Genomic DNA, 16,424 nt, shown 5'->3' on the forward strand with positions numbered 1-16,424 from the left:
TCCACCCATGCCCTGCGCCAGCGGTCGTCGGCCTTGCCGCTGGGCAACGACGGTCCCCCGTAGCGGCCGAGCCGGTGCAGGGCGAACTGAAGGTTGCGGCGCCGGGACTCCTCCCAGAGCGGCGAGTCCAGCAGCTCGGCCAGCAGGCCGGCCGGGACACCGACCTCGGCTCCGCGCCGTGCCGCCATGAGGTGCCATGCGGTGGGTGGATTGTTCTCCGGGGCGAACGGGTCCAGCGGACCGAGGAGTCCGGCCGCCTCCCGCGCGGGCTTCAGCGCCTGACGGCGGGAGAGGCGATGGGTGCGGGCCAGCAGGTCGGCGGCGCGCAGTGCCAGGAGCCGCTGACGCGCGTGCGGCTCGGGCTCGGGGAACACGGCCTCCAGGTCCGCGGGCACGAGCCGGTGCAGGCGCAGCCAGGCCGCGTGGACCTGCCCGTTGTCCCGGCCCAGTCGTTCGACGGCCGTGCGCAGGGCGGCCTTGGCGCTCGGCCCCGGACCGAGCAGCCGGTAACGCAGCTCAGCGGTCCACAACGCGCGCAGCCCCGCCGCCCGGGGGTCCTCACCGGGCTCGGCGCGGTGCCGGACCAGCAGTCGTTCGAAGACATCGGTGCGGGGCCGTTCGGTGAGCAGGGGGGTTTCCGCGACGGGACCGTACAGGCGGATCTGTTCGACGAGCAGCATCAGACGGCGGCCGGGGTCGGGCACCGACTCCAGAGCCGTGTTCAGGACCGCGCCATGGTCGCGTGCCTCCTCCAGCGGTCCGCACACCAGGGCGTGCACGGCGTGGGTGAGCCACTCCGCGGGCGTGGGCGGCGGACCGTGCAGGCCGGGGTCCTCCCTGCGCCGGGTCAGCTGCTCCGCCCACCGGCCCAGCAGGGCCGCCGCGTCCCGCGTCATCCGCCGGCGGTGCAGCAGGACGCATTCGGCGGCGTTCATGGCCGTGCCGGCCGCGCCGCGCGGGGTCTCCCGCAGCGGTGTGGCGCGGGAGACCCCTTGATGGGCCCGGCCGAGGTCACCCGCCACGGCCAGTGCCGTCGACGCCCTGAAGGCCAGGGCGGAGAGGCGCTCCTCGTCGTCGGAAGCCCGGTTCAGGGCGCGGTCCGCGTAGATCTCGGCCTGCTGGAGGTCGAGCATCTGGGCGTGCGCGCGGGCCAGGACCATCAGCGTCTCGAAGGCCAGCTCCGGCGCCACCTGGCCCGAGACCGCGGGCAGGGTGACCTCCTCCAGCAGCTGCTGTGCGGCGCTGGGATCGCCCGTCAGCAGATACGACCGGGCCCGCAGCAGGTCGGCGGTGAGCGAGCCCCGGCCGAAGCCCTCGCGGTTCAGGAGGCCGTCCGAGACGGGCAGCCCCGAGCGCAGCTCCGCGTCCGCCCCGGCCAGGTCCACCCACTCCTCGGCGTGTTCCGTGACCGTGCCGTACCGTCGTCGCCAGGCCCGTACCAGATCGGGGCGGTCCGCGCGCTGCCAGTCGCGCATCGCGAACCGGGCCACCATCAGCGCCTGCGGGCCTCCGCGCGCGCGGGCCGCGTCGAACATCCGGGTGAACACACGGTCGGCTTCGGCGTGGCTGAGGTGGGCGGGCTCGCGGGTACGGCCGATCCGGACCTCGCAGCCGGCCAGCAGCAGCCCGGCGTCGGCGAGCCAGAGGTCCTGCAGTTCGTGCGCGGGTCCGGTCCGCGCGTCGGCCTCGAGGACGTCGCGCAGCAACCGGCGTGCCTCCCGTACCTTGCCGAGGCCTTCCTGCGCGCTCGCGCGGATGCGCAGGGCCGCATCGATGATGTGCGTGCGCAGCCGGTCCTCCTGGACCGGGGGCCGGTCCGGCACGGTCATGGCGGCCCTGCGCCGGGCCAGCGCCAGATAGCGCTCGACGTCGTTCCACGCGGGCCGGGAGCTGTAGAGCACGGCGTGCAGCTGGCCGTAGGCGCGTTCGAGGGCGATGTCGTACCAGAGCTGTGGTGGCATCACCCGGGGGTCGGGTTCCCCGCGGCCTTCGGCCTCGGACCGCTCGTCCTCGAAGTCCGCGCTGATCAGCCGGTCGGCGAGGTCGATGACCGTGGTGAAGGCGCCGTGCCGCCACGCCGCGGTGACCTGGGAGTACCAGATCCCGGCGGCGTCGTCGAGGAACGCGTCGCGGTCGCCCTGCCGCTCGACGGCGGAATGCAGCTGGTGGTACACCTGCTCGGCGATCCAGCCCGCGGTCTCGGCGAAACCCCCGGCGTCCCGGGCGAGTTCGCGGCAGGTGGCGGCACCGTCCCGGTGGAACCTGTGCCAGACCTGCTCCTCGTCCAGGCGCATGCGGCGGCTCAGTGCGCGCCGTACGTTGACGTGCACGAGCAGGCGGCTCTCGTCGCCCTTGATCCAGGCGGACCGGCGGGCGTGCTCGATGAGCCGGTTCCACAGGGCCCGTGGGTCGGCGAACTCGTCGGCACCGGCGTTCGGGTCCTTGGACAGCAGGGGTACGAGCACCTTCTCGAAGTAGTCGAAGGTGGGGTGCCTGGCGACGGCGCAGTACTCCAGGGCCCGGCTGACCCGGGCGTCGCCGATGTTCCTCAGTTCCCGCTCGACGACGAAGAGGTAGAGGGAGTCGCCACCCCCCGGCAGGTCGTCCGGCAGATCGTCCGGCAGGTCGGCGAGCAGCGCGAGGACGAGCGGGGTGAAGGCGGGCGAGCCCTCGACGTCCCGGGCGCTCGTCTCGACTATGCGCTCGGCCCGTTCGGGATCGACGCCCCTCATCCTGAGATAGGCGTTCGCCTCGTCGACGCTGAACGGCTTCAGTTCGACGGAACGCCACGGGACGTCACCGAAGACGGACCGGAACCCCTCCGTCTCGGTGACGTCCGAGCGCCCGGACAGCACCACGCGCAGCGAGGGGACCGCCCTGACCAGCCCGCGGACCAGACGGAACAGGCGCTCCAACTCGTGGTCCGGGCGGGTCAGCACCTCGTCCAGGGTGTCGAGGCACAGAAGGACGGGACCTTGGGCCAGCGCGTTGAGGGCGTCGGTGAACCGGGTGACGAGGGCTCCCGACAGGGGCGCCGACCGCCCCGGATCACGCGGCGGTTCACCGGGCATGCCGAACTCGCGGTCGAGCCGGCGCGGGACATCACGGTGGTCCCGCACGAAGTCCGCCATCGGACCGAGCCGTTCCCCGGCTTCCGGCATCTGGATCCGGGCGCGCTCGACGAGGTGGGCGGCCACCTTCACCAGCATCAGTTCCGGCATGTCCAGCAGCAGTTCGGTGACGAGCGTCTGTGCGTCCACGACCGCGGAGAGCACGGGCGGGCTCTGCCTGATGCCGTACTTGGCGACGAGCCAGGCCAGTTGGGTGCTCTTGCCCATGCCTCCGTGTGCGTGCACATGGATCACCAGGGGCGGCCCCGGCGGCAGGGCGGCCTCCTCCGGGAGGGGTGTCTCCGGGGCGGGGGCACGGACCGCCGATTCCAGGATGCCCTCGACGTCCCGGCGTGCGACGTAGTGCCGGGTCTGCTCCAGGAACTCGTACAGTCCCCTGCCCGCCTCCAGCCGGCGCTCCGCCTCGTCACGGCGCCACGACAGACCGGGGTGCAGGAAATCAGAGGCGTAGGGGTGGAGGTCGTCGGGCGCGATCGCCTCCGCGAGCCGGTGGCACATGGCGAGGTCGGGGAGGTTCTCGAAGACCGGGTAGAGCCTGTCGAACTCCTCGCACGCCTCCTCGTGTTGACCGGCGATGACCAGGAGCCGCAGCCTCTGCGTCCGCGCCGTACCCCCGTCGGCGCCGGTCAGCCGGGAGGCGAGCCGCGAAGCGAGGCGGACCATGTCCCCCGGCGGTACGCCGTGGGCGCCGGGGTTCTGCCCGTCCTCCCACCAGGCGGCCCACGCCCCCTTGCGCACCAGGTCGTTGAGCTCGTACCAGCCCGCCTCGGCGGGGTACGCCTCCACGGCCCTTCCCAGCTCCTCGAACGTGAAGTCCAGTCCGTCGACGGCCGCGGCGAACGTGTCACGGTCGATGCAGGTCAGCAGACTGCAGTGTTTGAGGACGCGATAGCGCCGCGGGTTGCGGTGCCGCGACACCTCGAAGTGCCGGTACGCCTTCTCGTACGCGTCCCGGCCGTCCAGGCCCTCCGGTTTCCCCTCTTCCATGTGCCCCTCCCCCCTTTTTCCCTGTCAGCCGAAGCGGCTCACGGCCGCGGAATACACGTCGTTCAGGAACCCCGGGCCGAAGGCACCCCTGTTGACCTGGAGTTGTTCTGTCACGAGCTGGCGCCACTCGTCCGGATTGTGCCAGTCATATCCCATTCGCGTACCGAGTTCACGCAGCAGCGGGGCCCCGCGTTCCTCCTCCCAGGGCTCCAGGAGGACCGTGCGGCGCCCGGCGACGAACGCGCCCAGCCAGTCGGCGGTCTCGGGGTCCCTGGCAGTCACCACTACGCTGACGGCGCTCGCGCTGTTCAGAACGACGTTGAACAGGTCACGGACCAGGGAGCGGGCGGTGCCCCACTGTTTCTCGTCCTCGCCGAAGTGGTCGAGAGCCAGTGCGAGGTGGGTCCCCGACGGTGCCAGACTGACGATGAGGTCGATGGCTCCGCTCACCAGTTCGTCGCGCACCGTGTTCGTACGCGTGCGGTACTCCCCGGATTCCCTGGCGAGGAGTCGCTCCAGTTCGGTGAGCTCCTCCGGCGCGTCCCAGTCGTCGTGCCGCTTCACCTGGGCGCGGACGCTCTCGACCAGTAAGGACACCGTCTCGGTCACCGCGCTGTCCGAGCGGAGCGGTGCGGCGGACCGGACGCGGGTGTCGCGAGCGCGTGCCCTGAAGTTCAGGTAGAGAGCGCGGCGGTCACGGCGCCCCTCCCAGAGCCGCAGCGTGGACAGCAGCAGGCAGGTGGTCCCGATCGGGGTGTCGGTGACCCCGCCGGACAGCACCACCACCTCTTTCACCTCGGCCCCGCCCTCCAGGTGCTCCAGCGCCGAGAGCCGTTGGGGAACCCGGTCGGTGACCCGGTCCAGACAGGTGTACAGGTCCGGGGCGTCGGAACCGCCCCCGCGCGGCACGTGCCTCCGGGCGGTCGGCAGGACCAGTTCGGGGCGGCAGTTGACGGTGACGGCGGCCGACACCCGTGTGTCGCTCCGGGTCATCGAGCGGACGGCGTCGTCGAGGCTGTCGCCCGTGATCAGCCCCTCGTAGAACCCGGTCAGCGGACCGCACAGGTCCGGGGCCGACGCCGGCTCGGCGGTCACGGACACCGCGGCGAGCGCCGGGTGCGGCGCGTCGGCCTCGACGTACGGTTCGAGCAGCCGGTGGGCGTCGGCGGGTAACTCCTCGCTGGTGGACACGATGAGCCGTACGGAGGACAGGTCGAGCCTGCCCAGGTCGTACGGGGCCCACTGGAACAGGGACCGGGCGCTGTCACCCGCCAGGTGCAGTACGTGCGGCTTGGTCCTGTGGAGTGCCGCGATCAGCTTGTCGTCGTCGACTGGGGCAGGGAGCACTTCGACCTCCCACCGGCCGGCGTGGGGTCCGACCGCGGCGTGTACCGCGACATCCTCGTGCCAGGGCAGGTCGGCCTCCGGCTCCGCCCGGACGTCGACCCCTACGACGAGTACCCGTACCGAGAGATCGCGGAACGGCAGCGGCTCCCCCGGCTGGAAGCCTCCGGCGCCCACGCCGGTGCGGAACACACTCACCGGACCCGCCTCGCGCCGGGCGGCCTCCTCGAACGCGAGGCGTTCCCATCCGACGTCGCACAACTCGCGCCCCACCGGACGCAGGATCCACAGTCCGGGCTCATCTCGCCCCTCCCCCGTCCGCGCCGCCACCTCGCGGCGCAGCGCTTCCCACAGTTGCTCCGGTCCCGCCGGGTCCGACAGCGGTGCCCCGGTCCTGATCTCCCATCGGTCCCTGTCGGTATCGGCTCCCCGAAGCAGAGTCGATTCGACGGTGTAAGCCACCGGGTCCACATCCCCGGAAGCGATCCTGAGGTGGACGACGTCCGTCATTCACCTACCCCCATTTTCACGTGCTTCCTGACCGGAGCCTATGAATCTCCCAGGAGTCTCCGAAATCCGGATGCCAAATCCTGTTCGTCATCGACCATTCTCAGGAGGAATTTCTTCGGATCTATTTCGATCGGTACGTCGGCAGGGTCCTGCGGGCTGCGGAACGCCCCGCGGAGCCGGTCGCACAACTCGTCCACGCCACCGGGTGCCGACGGATCACGGCGCCAGCGCTCGCGGTCCTCCTCCCGCCCGCGCAGCACGTGGGCGTCCGTGAGCTCACCGAGCAGGGCCGAGTACATGTGGTGCGCCGAGGCGTCCCTCCTCACCCGGTCCTCCTCGCACCTGAGCTGGTCGTCGCCGATGCGCCGGTGGCAGGCTCCGACGTCCATGGGCGTGCCCTGGGCGTAGAACAGGCGCAACGCGTTGAGTTCGTAGTAGCAGGCCTCCTTCATCGCCGTCCCTTCCGCCTCTCCGTTGCCTTCGGCCCTCGCCAGACCGGCGTGCGCCCGCTGGACGCGCGCCCGCGCCGAGTCGGTCATGGCGACCAGCACGATGTCACCGCTGAGTTCGACGTCGTGCACGTGCGCCACCAGATCGTTGTCCAGCTTCGTCAGCTCGTTCCGGTCACCGTGCAGCCGGGGTTCGAGCTCCAGCAGACAGCCTTCGACGAGGTGCAGATGCCGTTTCACGGCGCCCGCGGTGCCCTCGCCGTCCGGGACGAAGCAGCGCCCCAGGAGGACGTGGTCGGCGCGCGCCCGGTCCCGGTGGACGCCTTCGGCCGCGCCCGACGCCTCGGCGGCGAGCTGGACGTGGGTGTCACGCCGGATGGTGAAGAGCTTCTGGCGCAGGATCTCCCCGTCGGCCCAGTGGGTGTCGACGGAGCCCCGGAACCGGGCGTCGGCGAGCGCCTCCGCCGCCGCCGGAAAGCGGTCCAGCACCTCCGGCAGCCGCCCCGCGTCGAGCAGGACCCGCAGGACCTCGACCTCGACGGCGCTGGCGACCAGCCCGACACGGGCGCCGGGGACGAGCCGGTCCAGGTAGTCACCGCCGACCCGCTCCGCCACGGCGAGCCGCCCGGTGTCCCGCAGGCCGCTGAGTATCACGACGCTCATGGCGACCGCGAGCGGCGAGCCGTCCACGTCGGGGTCGCCCTGCCCCGTGCCCAGCAGGGCCGACAGACCGGGCCGCCTGTCGCCCCGCTTCAGGTCCTCGAACACCCCGTACAGGCGCTGGGCCATCGTGGACAGGCCCGGGTCGGGGTCGTCCTGAGGGATGCTCCCCGTGATCCGCTCGAGCCGCCGGACCATGTCGCTGAGGCCGCGGTCGCGCCGCGAACGGGTCATGAGGGCGGCGACCAGCAGGAGGTAGGTGGACCAGTCCTCCACCCGCTCCAGGTACGGCAGTGCCGAGGAGATGAGCCGCAGCACGTCCGCGGTCCCGCCGTGCGTACGGCGGCGCAGCGCTCGCTTCGCCAGGCCCGCCGTGTGCCGGCAGGCGATCCGGTCCACTTCGCTCCGCAGCACGTCGCCGTCCTCGGTGCCGATCCGGCGACGGGGGTCGACGGCGAGGGCGACGGCGGGATGGATGCGTATCCGTACCTCGGAACTGCCCGGCCGCCTGGTGCGGCTGACGAGGCCGTCCCGGGCGAGCGCCGTCACCAGGTCGTCGAGCTCCCTGGTCTCCCCGTGCAGGCCACCGCCGTCGTCCTCCTCTCCGGTCCGCTCCTCGGGCGGCAGGCCGAGCCGTCTGCGGCGCAGCCCCGCCCAGACCACCGCCGGCAGGCCCGGTTCGCCGCCGTCGACGAAGGAGAGGACCAGGTCCCTCGGGCGCAGCCGCGAGAGGACGAGGAGCAGGAGGTGCCGCGGGTCCTCTTCGGGTATGCACCCCATCGTCTCGTGGGCCCACTCCTCGATCCCCGTCCAGGCGGAGGGTGGTTGCTCCGCTTCCTTTCCCCGCCACGCCCGGGGGTCCATGTCCAGGTCGGCGAGCCGACGCAGCCGTGCGCGCCCGTCCCGTTCGCCCGCCACCGTGTCCGCGAACCTCAGCAGCCCGGGATGTCCCGCGGCGCGGGAGAGCACGTCGTGGATGAGCTTGCGGTCCTCGTCGTCGGCCGTGTCGCGGGCCGCGGCGTCGATGAGCGGGCCGAGGCTCGGCAGACCCTGCGCGTGGAGGAACGCCTCGGCGGGTGCCGGCAGGGGCATCGGCACGTCGAGGAGCCGGTCCCGGTCGAGCCGCAGCGGGCGGGGACTCGTGACGAGCAGGCGGAAGCCGGGGGCGTCCGGAAGGGTCATGGCACTGATCAGGCGGGCCCAGCGCGGGTCCCGCCAGGGACCGTCGTCCACCGCCCGCGCGTCCTGTGGACGCGCGACGGTCAGCTCTCCGACATCGAGGAGGGCGACCAGCGCGTACTCCTTGGTGTTGCCCGTGATCCGCTGCTCCACGGCGCGGCTCATGCGCTCGAACTCCAGGTCGTCGGCCATCACCTCGTCCAGCCGCTCCTCGACGGTCACGCCGTCCGCGTCCAGGTACGGGCGCATGGCCGGCAGCTGGAGCAGTTCCCGGAGGAAGCGGCGCAGCACCTCGTCGGGCGGCTCGTCCCCGGGGGATCCCAGCACGTGGCGCAGCACGTCGCGGTAGCGGTGCTGGTACAGGCTGATCAGTTCGTCGGCGCAGGTGGTCTTGCCCACGCCGGGCATCCCGTGCAGGACGACTCCGTTGTGGCCGTCGCCCGCCAGCCGTGCCAGGACCCGGCTCGCCGACCACATGGGCTCGTGGTGCCCGACGAGGCTCGGCGCCGACCTGTAGGTCAGCTCGTCGGCCCGCGGCGGCTGCGGCGGGTTCAGGGTCAGTCCGCAGGCCTGCGCTCCGTAGAGGACGGGAGCCGCGACGTCGAGGGGACTCAGGACGTCCCGGCACTCCTCGATCGCCGCCGCCAGGGCCCTGGGCAGGCTCAGGCCCCGGGTGAGGAGTTGGTCGTACAGACTCACCATCAGGGCGACCGCGCCCTGATCGGATATCCGGTGCCGGAAGGCGAGGACCGGGCAGCCCAGTTGCACCGCCAGGTCCACGGCCAGCCCGCCGACGGCGGAGCACGAGTCGGTGACGCCGGGTTCCGGCTCGGTGTGGGAGGGGATGCGGAACATCGCCAGCCGGTCGGCGAGCGAGGGGCTGCTGGCCGGGCGGGTGGTCATCACCACCAGCCGCAGCCGTCTGTCGTTGCCGCTGCCGCGCAGCTTCCCGCACAGGTCCTGGGCCGTCACGGGGATGTGCTCGTGCGCTCCCTCGCCCACCGACCAGGTGCCGGGAGTTCCCCGGCCGGCCAGGTGCAGGATCATCGCCCAGTCGGCCTCCTGCCGGTTGTCACCCCGCCGGGCGTTCCCGAGGTGCTCGCCCACCTGCTCCTTGGTGACGTGGTACGAGAGCGCGCGCCTGGTGATGTCCATCCCGCGCCCGTCGGCGGCCGCGTTCTCGATGGTGCCGAGGACCTGGGACTGCTCGGCGTGCAGATCGAGCGGTTCGCCGGTCGCGGTCCTGCCGAAGAATCCGACGACGTGCAACGGACGCGTCTCGCGCGCCGGGTCCGGCGGGGCGGCCGGCCGGCGTGGATCGATGTCGTGGACGAAGGTCACCAGCCGGTCCGCCAGACTGCCCCCGCCGTCCGCGGCCAGGACGAGCGGGTAGCCGATCACCTCCCGCTCCGGCCCGTTCGGATCGAGACGCAGCAGCACCGTCGCCGGACCGTGGGCGGTCAGCCCGTCCCAGATCCTCTTGGTGAGGACCGTCCGCCGGAGCCAGTCGCCCAGGTCCCGGCCCATCCGTTCCTCGCCCGGCTCGCCGAACCTGCCGTGCTGCATGAACGCGTGCGGGTCGGTGAGGAACGCGCGGAACCTCCGTGCCCTGACCGCGTCCTCGTCCCGCGCCAGATCCACGGCGGACTCGGCCACGAGCCCGCCGGCCCTGTCGGACAGCCGCCAGAACCAGCGTGGCAGGCCGGTTTTCGCCACGGCGAATTCCCTGACCTCCAGCAGGGCGTCGTAATGCGCCGACACGTCCCCGTCCCCCCAAGAACCCCTCGCATATGCCAGTGCAGAGCAGGGTAGACCCGCGACCGCCCCTTATATGGGGAAGAGCGGGAAAGAAGGGACATCAAATATCGGCCCCTGGAACCGTGGCTTCCTTCTTTCGAAAAGGTCTGCGAATTCTCGGCGGGTGCTGACGTATCCATCCCTCGAGTTCCGCCGGGGAAGTACGGGCGCTGCGCTCGGCGTCCATCAGACGTCCCGGATTGCCTCCGGTACGGCTCAGTACCCGGGATGCGGACGGCCCCGCCGCCGTGAGCCCCGGAAGCGAGCACAGGATCTGCCGCATCTCGTCGTCGCTCAGCGACTCCAGCTCGACGCGCGGCAGGCCGGGAGCCCGCTTCGGCAGGGCCGTCCGGGAGGTGAGCAGCAGCCGGAGCGGGCCCTGCGCGGAGGCGAGCCGGTCGATGAAGGGGCCCCAGCGCGCGTCGTGGGCGAGCGCGCGGTCGGCGGCGTCCACCACCAGGAGCAGGCGCAGCCCGGACATCCGGGAGACCAGGTCCGCCCAGGAGGGGGCGGAGGGGACGGCTCCCGGGCCGCCCTGCCCCTCGCCCCGCCCGGTCCGGCGTTCGCGGAGCGGTGGGACCTCCACCGCCAGTTGCTCCAGCAGACTGTCGACCGGCTCGGCGCGGGACGGCGCGGGAGCCCCGTACCAGGGCGGTCTGGGGTGCCACAGGATCCGGTCGAAGGCCTCCCGGTGATCGTGCGCGAGCTGTACGGCGCACGTCGTCGCGCCGAGGCCGGCGCGGCCGTACAGGACGACTCCGCGCGTACCGCCGCCGACGGCGAGCGCGGCGCTGGCCGCCGTCATCTGCCGGAGGTGCCCGACGAAGGAGTCGGGCCGGCCCGGGAGGGTTCCGGAGGCGTCCGCGCGGCGGCGGATCCGCGCCGCGGGGCGCAGGCGGCGGTCCGGCAGCCGAAGACCGGCGGCGGTCGCGCCGTGCAGGACAGGTGTGGCGGCGAAGGACAGGGGGGTGGCGCCGGCCCCGAACCGGGCGTCGAGCGCGGTGTCGGACAGGGCCGCGTGGAGCGCCGTCGGCAGGGGGTGGCCCTGCCGGAAGAGATGCGTGTACAGGCCCTCGGCGAGTCGCAGGGCGAAGTCGTTGCGTACGGGGAAGCGCATCGCCACGACGGCGCATCCGAGCCGCTCGGCGATGGCCGAGGCCAGCGACTCGGGCACGGCGGGGACGGCGCGCTCCGCTTCGCCCCTGCGCTGCGTCGGCACGGCGGCACGGTTCGCGGTCCGCCCGGCCGACCAGCACACGGCCAGGAACACCAGCCTGGTCCGTCCCCGTGCCCGCTCCAGGAGTTCGAGCAGGTCCTCGGCATCCAGTTCGTCGCTCGTGCCGTCCTCCTTCTCCAGGCGCAGAAGCCCGGGCAGACCGTGCGCGACGATGTGGAGGACGTCCCAGCCCTCGGGTTCGTCCAGCATCGCGCCGAGCGTCCTGCGTGTGACGCCGAACTGCCGGGTCCGCACCTCGAGCGGCAGGGCGGGGGCGGCTCCCCCGGCGGCCAGGTCGCGCAGCCGGCCGCGCAGGGTGGCGCGGTGCGCGCCGAGGTCCAGCGCGGCCGAGCCCCGCGGCAGGCTGAACAGGGCCAGCATGCGCAGGTGTGACGGGAGTCCACGCGCTCGGGACGAGGACGGGACGGTGACGGAGGCGGCCCGGCGGCGGTCTCGTACGAACAGCACACCGTGCTCTGCCAGCGACCGGCCTCCGACCAGGCCCAGTTCCCAGGGCAGATGCTCGAAGTCACGCATGAGCGGCGGAAGTTCAAGTGTCACGACGAGCGGCGCGAGTTCCTTCAGCAGGGGCGCCACACCCCCCAGTCCGACGTCCCCGATCCACTCTCCCGAGGTTCGCACCGCGTGCTCCACGGCGGCCGCGCCGCCCTCGCTCCCGTGCACCCGGGCAACCGTGCGCTGGAGTTCGTACAGTCCGGCGAGCCCGGAACGCTGCCGCGGCGTCTCGAGCAGCACTTCTTCGAACGCGACCTGTCCTCTGCCGGCCACCTGGAGGCGCCAGGCCCACCAGTCGGGCAGCCCGTCCGCCGGATGCCGTCGCCAGTGACCGATCGAGAGCTCGGCTGATCGCAGCATGCAGGGTTTTGCCCATCTCTCTTGCAGTACAGAACATTTCATGGCCATCCATACGAAATGACCGTCACCTTGCCTACGCTACGACACGAACCACGCTGCACGAGGGGCGACGGGAGACACAGGTGGCCAGGGCGCGACACAGGCAGTACATCCGGAAGGTGCGGGCCGACCTCGGCATGGAACCGGCATGGCCGCCGGCCTCCCATCGGCGGCTCGGGGACGTCGGGGTCTTCCGCAAGGGGCACTTCGAGCGGAAGGGAACCCTCGAGTCGCTGTACGGCATCGGCTTCGCTCCCCGGCCGATCCCTCACAACCGCGCCTCGTACCACAGCGATTCGACGGGGAACGTCCAGGTCCACCTCGACACGGGCCTCGGCGTGGACGCCGGTCCGGTGGCCGCCGACGGTTCGGTGCTCCTGGAGTTCGCCAGGGCGCGGTCGGTGCTCTTCCACGCGACGGGCTGCCGGACGGAGGAGATCGAGGGCATCGAGACGGTCGAGAGCCGGATGCTGGACCTGCACCGGGCGGGCGGCTGGCCCGACGACCAGGTCGTGATCACCGAGGTCACGCATGCCGCGTTCACGACGGTCCTCATGAGCAGGAGGCGCAGGGACCGCATCGCGCTCCGGGCCGCCGCGGACCCCGGCGTCACCGGCCTGGACATGCTGGCGGCCTCGGGAGGGCTGCAATGGGCCGGAGGGTCGACAGCCGGCATCCAGTTGCTGTCCGAGGGGGATCTCACCCCCCTGTACCGGGTCCGGGGCGTGATCCCGCACTGGTTCAAGGAAGCCGAAGCGGGGTTCCTCGGCGGGACGAAGGACGAGGACGCCGTCGAGAAATGGGTCGTCGACGAAGTGAGCAGCGAGTCCTTCGAGGACGAGGACTTCGAAGAGGACGACTTCGAGGACGAGGACGAGGAAGAGGACGCCGACGGCGCCTGACCCGCGGTTCCCGGCAGCCCACGGGCACCGCGGGTCCCCGTCCGGCCCGACCCGTCGGACGGGCCCTGGCCGCCCGCGAAGAGGGAGAGCACGCCGACCACGGCACCGGCGATGACCAGCGCGGAGCCGAGGAACGTGAGAAAGCGGCCGAGTTCCCGCCGGGCCGTCCGGTCGCCGGGCGGGGCGACCGTGGTTCCTTCCGGGTCCTCCGGCAGATACGAGTCCGTGTCCCTTCCCACATCCCTTCCGTCTGGCGGAAGCCGTCTTGCCCGCCGGCCGCGGGCGTCACGACCCTGAGTTCCACCACGGCACGCGGGGCGGCGAGGCCCCGCTCTCAGGGACGGGAACGCCATGCCGCACACCACCGCCTTCGCCCGCAACCAGTGGTACGTCGCCGCCTACACCTACGAGGTCGGGCGCGGACTGCTCGGCCGGACGGTCCTCGGTGAGCCGCTCGTGCTCTACCGGACCGAGGAGGACGGGGCGGCCGTCGCGCTGTCCGACCGGTGTGTGCACCGGTACTTCCCGCTCTCGGAGAGCCGTCTCGACGGTGACCGGATCGTGTGCGGCTACCACGGGTTCACGTACGACAGGACCGGTACGTGCGTCCGCGTGCCGGGGCAGAAGCGGATACCCCGCACCGCCCGTGTCGCCTCCTACCCGGTCGTCGAGCAGGACCTGTTCGTCTGGGTCTGGATCGGCGACCCCGCGCTCGCGGACCCGGGGTCCGTACCGCGCGCACCGCACATGGACTCGCCCGGCTGGACGACGGTCAGCGGCATGGAACCCGTCGACGCGGACTACGGACTCCTCGTCGACAACCTCCTCGACCTCTCGCACGAGACGTACCTGCACGGCGGCTACATCGGCACGCCCGAGGTCGCCGAGACGCCGATCACCACCGAGGTGGACGAGGGCGCCGGTGTCGTGCGCGTCTCCCGGCACATGGACGACGCCGAGTGTCCGCCCTTCTACGCCCGGTCGACCGGCGTCCGGGGCCGGATCACGCGCTGGCAGGACATCGAGTACCACGCGCCGTGCCTCTACCTGCTGCACAGCAGGGTCGCGCCGGCCGGTGTGCCGCCGGAGGCGGACGGCAGCGACCCGAACGCCTTCCACACCGAGATCACGTACGCCATCACACCGTCCGGCGAGGGCGCGGTGTACGACTTCTGGGCGGTCTCGCGCGACTTCGCCCGCTCGGACGACGAAGTCAGCTCCTTCATGCGGGACTTGAACCACACCGTCGTGATGCAGGACGTCGACGCGCTCAACCTCCTCCAGCGGGCCCTCGCCACCGGGCGCACCGGCCACCAGGAGCTGAGCATCAACATCGACACCGGCGGTCTCGCGGCCCGGCGCATCCTGGCCCGCCTGGCGGAGGAGGGCGACAAGCCGGTGGAGAGGGCACGGTGACCGGTCCGGCCGGCGAGGTCCACCGCGTCACCTGGCTCCCGGGCACCGACGTTCTGCACGGCACCTGCCACTGCGGCGCCGAGCACACCGCCGAGGACCCGGTCGCGATGTGGGAGTGGATGCTCGCCCACCCCGAGGGACACGGGGCACGGACCGGGGACCGGGGGCGGCACCGGGGCGGAGGCGTTCAGGGGCCGCGGGGAACGGGGGCGTGAACGTGTACGAGGCACGACTCGCCGTCGAACGGATCGAGTCCGTCGCCGATGACGTGCTCGCCCTGAGCCTGCGGCATCCGCTCGGGGCCGAACTCCCTCCCTGGGAACCGGGCGCCCACATCGACGTCGTGCTCGGGCCGGGCCTGGAGCGGCAGTACTCGCTGTGCGGTGATCCGGCGGACCGCCGGTCGTGGCGGATCGCGGTGCTGCGCGAGCCGGACGGGCGGGGCGGATCGGCTCACGTGCACGGGAGGCTGGGCGAGGGCGACACGGTCCGGGTCCGGGGCCCGCGCAATCGCTTCGCGCTCGTGCCCGCCCCGCGCTACCGCTTCGTGGCGGGCGGGATCGGCATCACCCCGATCCTGCCGATGCTGGCCGCGGCCGAGGCGGCGGGCGCCGGGTGGACCTTGCTGTACGGCGGCCGGACCCGCGGTTCCATGGCGTTCACCGGGGAGTTGGAGCGCTACGGGGACCGGGTCACCCTCGCGCCCCAGGACGAGACCGGACCGCTCGACCTGCCCTCCGTGCTGGCCGGGGTCTCCGGTGACACCCTCGTCTACTGCTGTGGTCCCGGGCCGCTGCTGGACGCGATGGAGGAGCGCTGCCCCACCGCCCTGCTGCACGTCGAGCGGTTCCGGCCGCGGGAGCGAAGCACCGGCGGGGAGACGGAGTTCGAGGTCGTCCTGGAGCGGTCGGGGCGGACGCTCACCGTCGCCCCCGGCGTCTCCGTCCTCGACACCGTGCGCGCCGCCGGTGTCGAGGTCCTCCACTCCTGCACCGAGGGCACGTGCGGGACCTGCGAGACGGACGTGCTCGAAGGGACCCCGGACCACCGGGACTCGGTGCTCACGGACGCGGAGCGGGAGGCGGGCGGGACCATGCTCATCTGCGTGTCCCGCTGCCTCGGGGAACGGCTCGTCCTGGATCTGTGACCGCCAGGTCCCGCTCGATCCGCGCGACCGTCTCCAGCAGGCGGGGAAGCAGGTCGCGGCGGACGGATTCGAGGCTGTTGCGGCTGGCGTGCACCGGGATGTTCACGGCCGCCACCACGTCGCCGTTCCGGTCGCGCACCGGGGCGGCGACCGAGCGCAGCCCCTCCTCCAGCTCCTGGTCGACGACGGCGTAGCCCTGGCGCCGCGCCCGGGCCAGTTCCGCCCTCAGCAGGTCCGGCGCGACGATCGTGCGCGCGGTCAGAGGGCGCAGATCGGCCCGCCGCAGCCGGGTGTCGATCTCGTCGTCCGCGAGGTGCGCGAGGATCACCCGGCCGACCGAGGTGGCATGGGCCGGGAAGCGGGTGCCGACGGTGATCGCCGCCGTCATGATGCGCCGGGTCGGGACCCGCGCCACGTACACGATGTCGTCACCGTCGAGGACGCAGAGCGAGCTCGACTCCCCCACCTGTTCGGCGAGTTGCTCGAGGTGGGGCTGGGCGATCTCCGGGAGGGTGAAGCCGGAGAGATAGGCGTAGCCGAGTTCCAGCACGCGCGGGGTGAGCCGGAAGACACGGCCGTCCGTGCGGACGTAGCCGAGGTCGACCAGGGTCAGCAGGAAGCGGCGCGCCGCCGCGCGGGTCAGGCCGCAGCCGCGGGCGACCTCACTGAGCGTCAGTTCCGGCCGGTCGGCGCCGAAGACCCGGATGACGGCGAGTCCTCGTTCGAAGGAGCGGACGAAGTGGGGGGCTCGGTCTGCCGCAGGCATCGTCG

9 protein-coding genes are annotated in these 16,424 nt (G+C 72.4%); 4 read left to right on the top strand and 5 right to left on the bottom strand.

Annotated features, from left to right (window positions below):
- The 4 genes from CW362_RS28670 to CW362_RS28685 form a co-directional block, all read right to left on the bottom strand.
- The coding region (locus CW362_RS28670; protein ID WP_162684254.1) for a hypothetical protein at positions 1 to 4,118 on the bottom strand (4,118 nt) is incomplete at its 3' end.
- 24 nt (positions 4,119 to 4,142) lie between these two features.
- The gene (locus CW362_RS28675) at positions 4,143 to 5,735 is read right to left on the bottom strand and encodes a hypothetical protein (RefSeq protein WP_162684255.1); all 1,593 of its coding nucleotides are present in this window, start codon (positions 5,733 to 5,735) and stop codon (positions 4,143 to 4,145) included.
- A 275-nt stretch (positions 5,736 to 6,010) separates the two neighbouring features.
- Positions 6,011 to 10,021 (bottom strand): hypothetical protein, encoded by a 4,011-nt coding sequence (locus CW362_RS28680; protein WP_103552510.1) that lies wholly within the window; start codon positions 10,019 to 10,021, stop codon positions 6,011 to 6,013.
- A 97-nt stretch (positions 10,022 to 10,118) separates the two neighbouring features.
- Positions 10,119 to 12,149, bottom strand: a complete 2,031-nt coding sequence (locus CW362_RS28685) for a CHAT domain-containing protein (protein ID WP_162684256.1) — start codon at positions 12,147 to 12,149, stop codon at positions 10,119 to 10,121.
- Positions 12,150 to 12,271: 122 nt separating this feature from the next.
- Between CW362_RS28685 and CW362_RS28690 the strand changes: the two genes are divergently transcribed.
- The 4 genes from CW362_RS28690 to CW362_RS28705 all read left to right on the top strand — a co-directional run bounded on the left by CW362_RS28690 (position 12,272) and on the right by CW362_RS28705 (position 15,653).
- The gene (locus CW362_RS28690) at positions 12,272 to 13,090 is read left to right on the top strand and encodes a hypothetical protein (RefSeq protein WP_103552512.1); all 819 of its coding nucleotides are present in this window, start codon (positions 12,272 to 12,274) and stop codon (positions 13,088 to 13,090) included.
- Between the two features lie 351 nt (positions 13,091 to 13,441).
- Complete coding sequence (locus CW362_RS28695; protein ID WP_103552513.1) at positions 13,442 to 14,506, top strand: aromatic ring-hydroxylating dioxygenase subunit alpha; 1,065 nt, start codon at positions 13,442 to 13,444, stop codon at positions 14,504 to 14,506.
- Positions 14,503 to 14,721 (top strand): hypothetical protein, encoded by a 219-nt coding sequence (locus tag CW362_RS28700; protein WP_162684253.1) that lies wholly within the window; start codon positions 14,503 to 14,505, stop codon positions 14,719 to 14,721. Before CW362_RS28695 ends, CW362_RS28700 begins: the two co-directional genes overlap by 4 nt.
- A complete protein-coding gene (locus CW362_RS28705; RefSeq protein WP_103552514.1) occupies positions 14,718 to 15,653 on the top strand; it encodes a PDR/VanB family oxidoreductase in 936 nt (311 codons plus the stop codon). The genes CW362_RS28700 and CW362_RS28705 overlap by 4 nt, the downstream gene beginning before the upstream one ends.
- Here the strand turns inward: CW362_RS28705 and CW362_RS28710 are convergent.
- Positions 15,604 to 16,419, bottom strand: a complete 816-nt coding sequence (locus CW362_RS28710; protein WP_103552515.1) for an IclR family transcriptional regulator domain-containing protein — start codon at positions 16,417 to 16,419, stop codon at positions 15,604 to 15,606. The genes CW362_RS28705 and CW362_RS28710 overlap by 50 nt on opposite strands.
- Positions 16,420 to 16,424 lie beyond the last annotated feature (5 nt).

The organism is Streptomyces populi (assembly GCF_002911015.1).
Lineage (GTDB): Bacteria > Actinomycetota > Actinomycetes > Streptomycetales > Streptomycetaceae > Streptomyces > Streptomyces populi.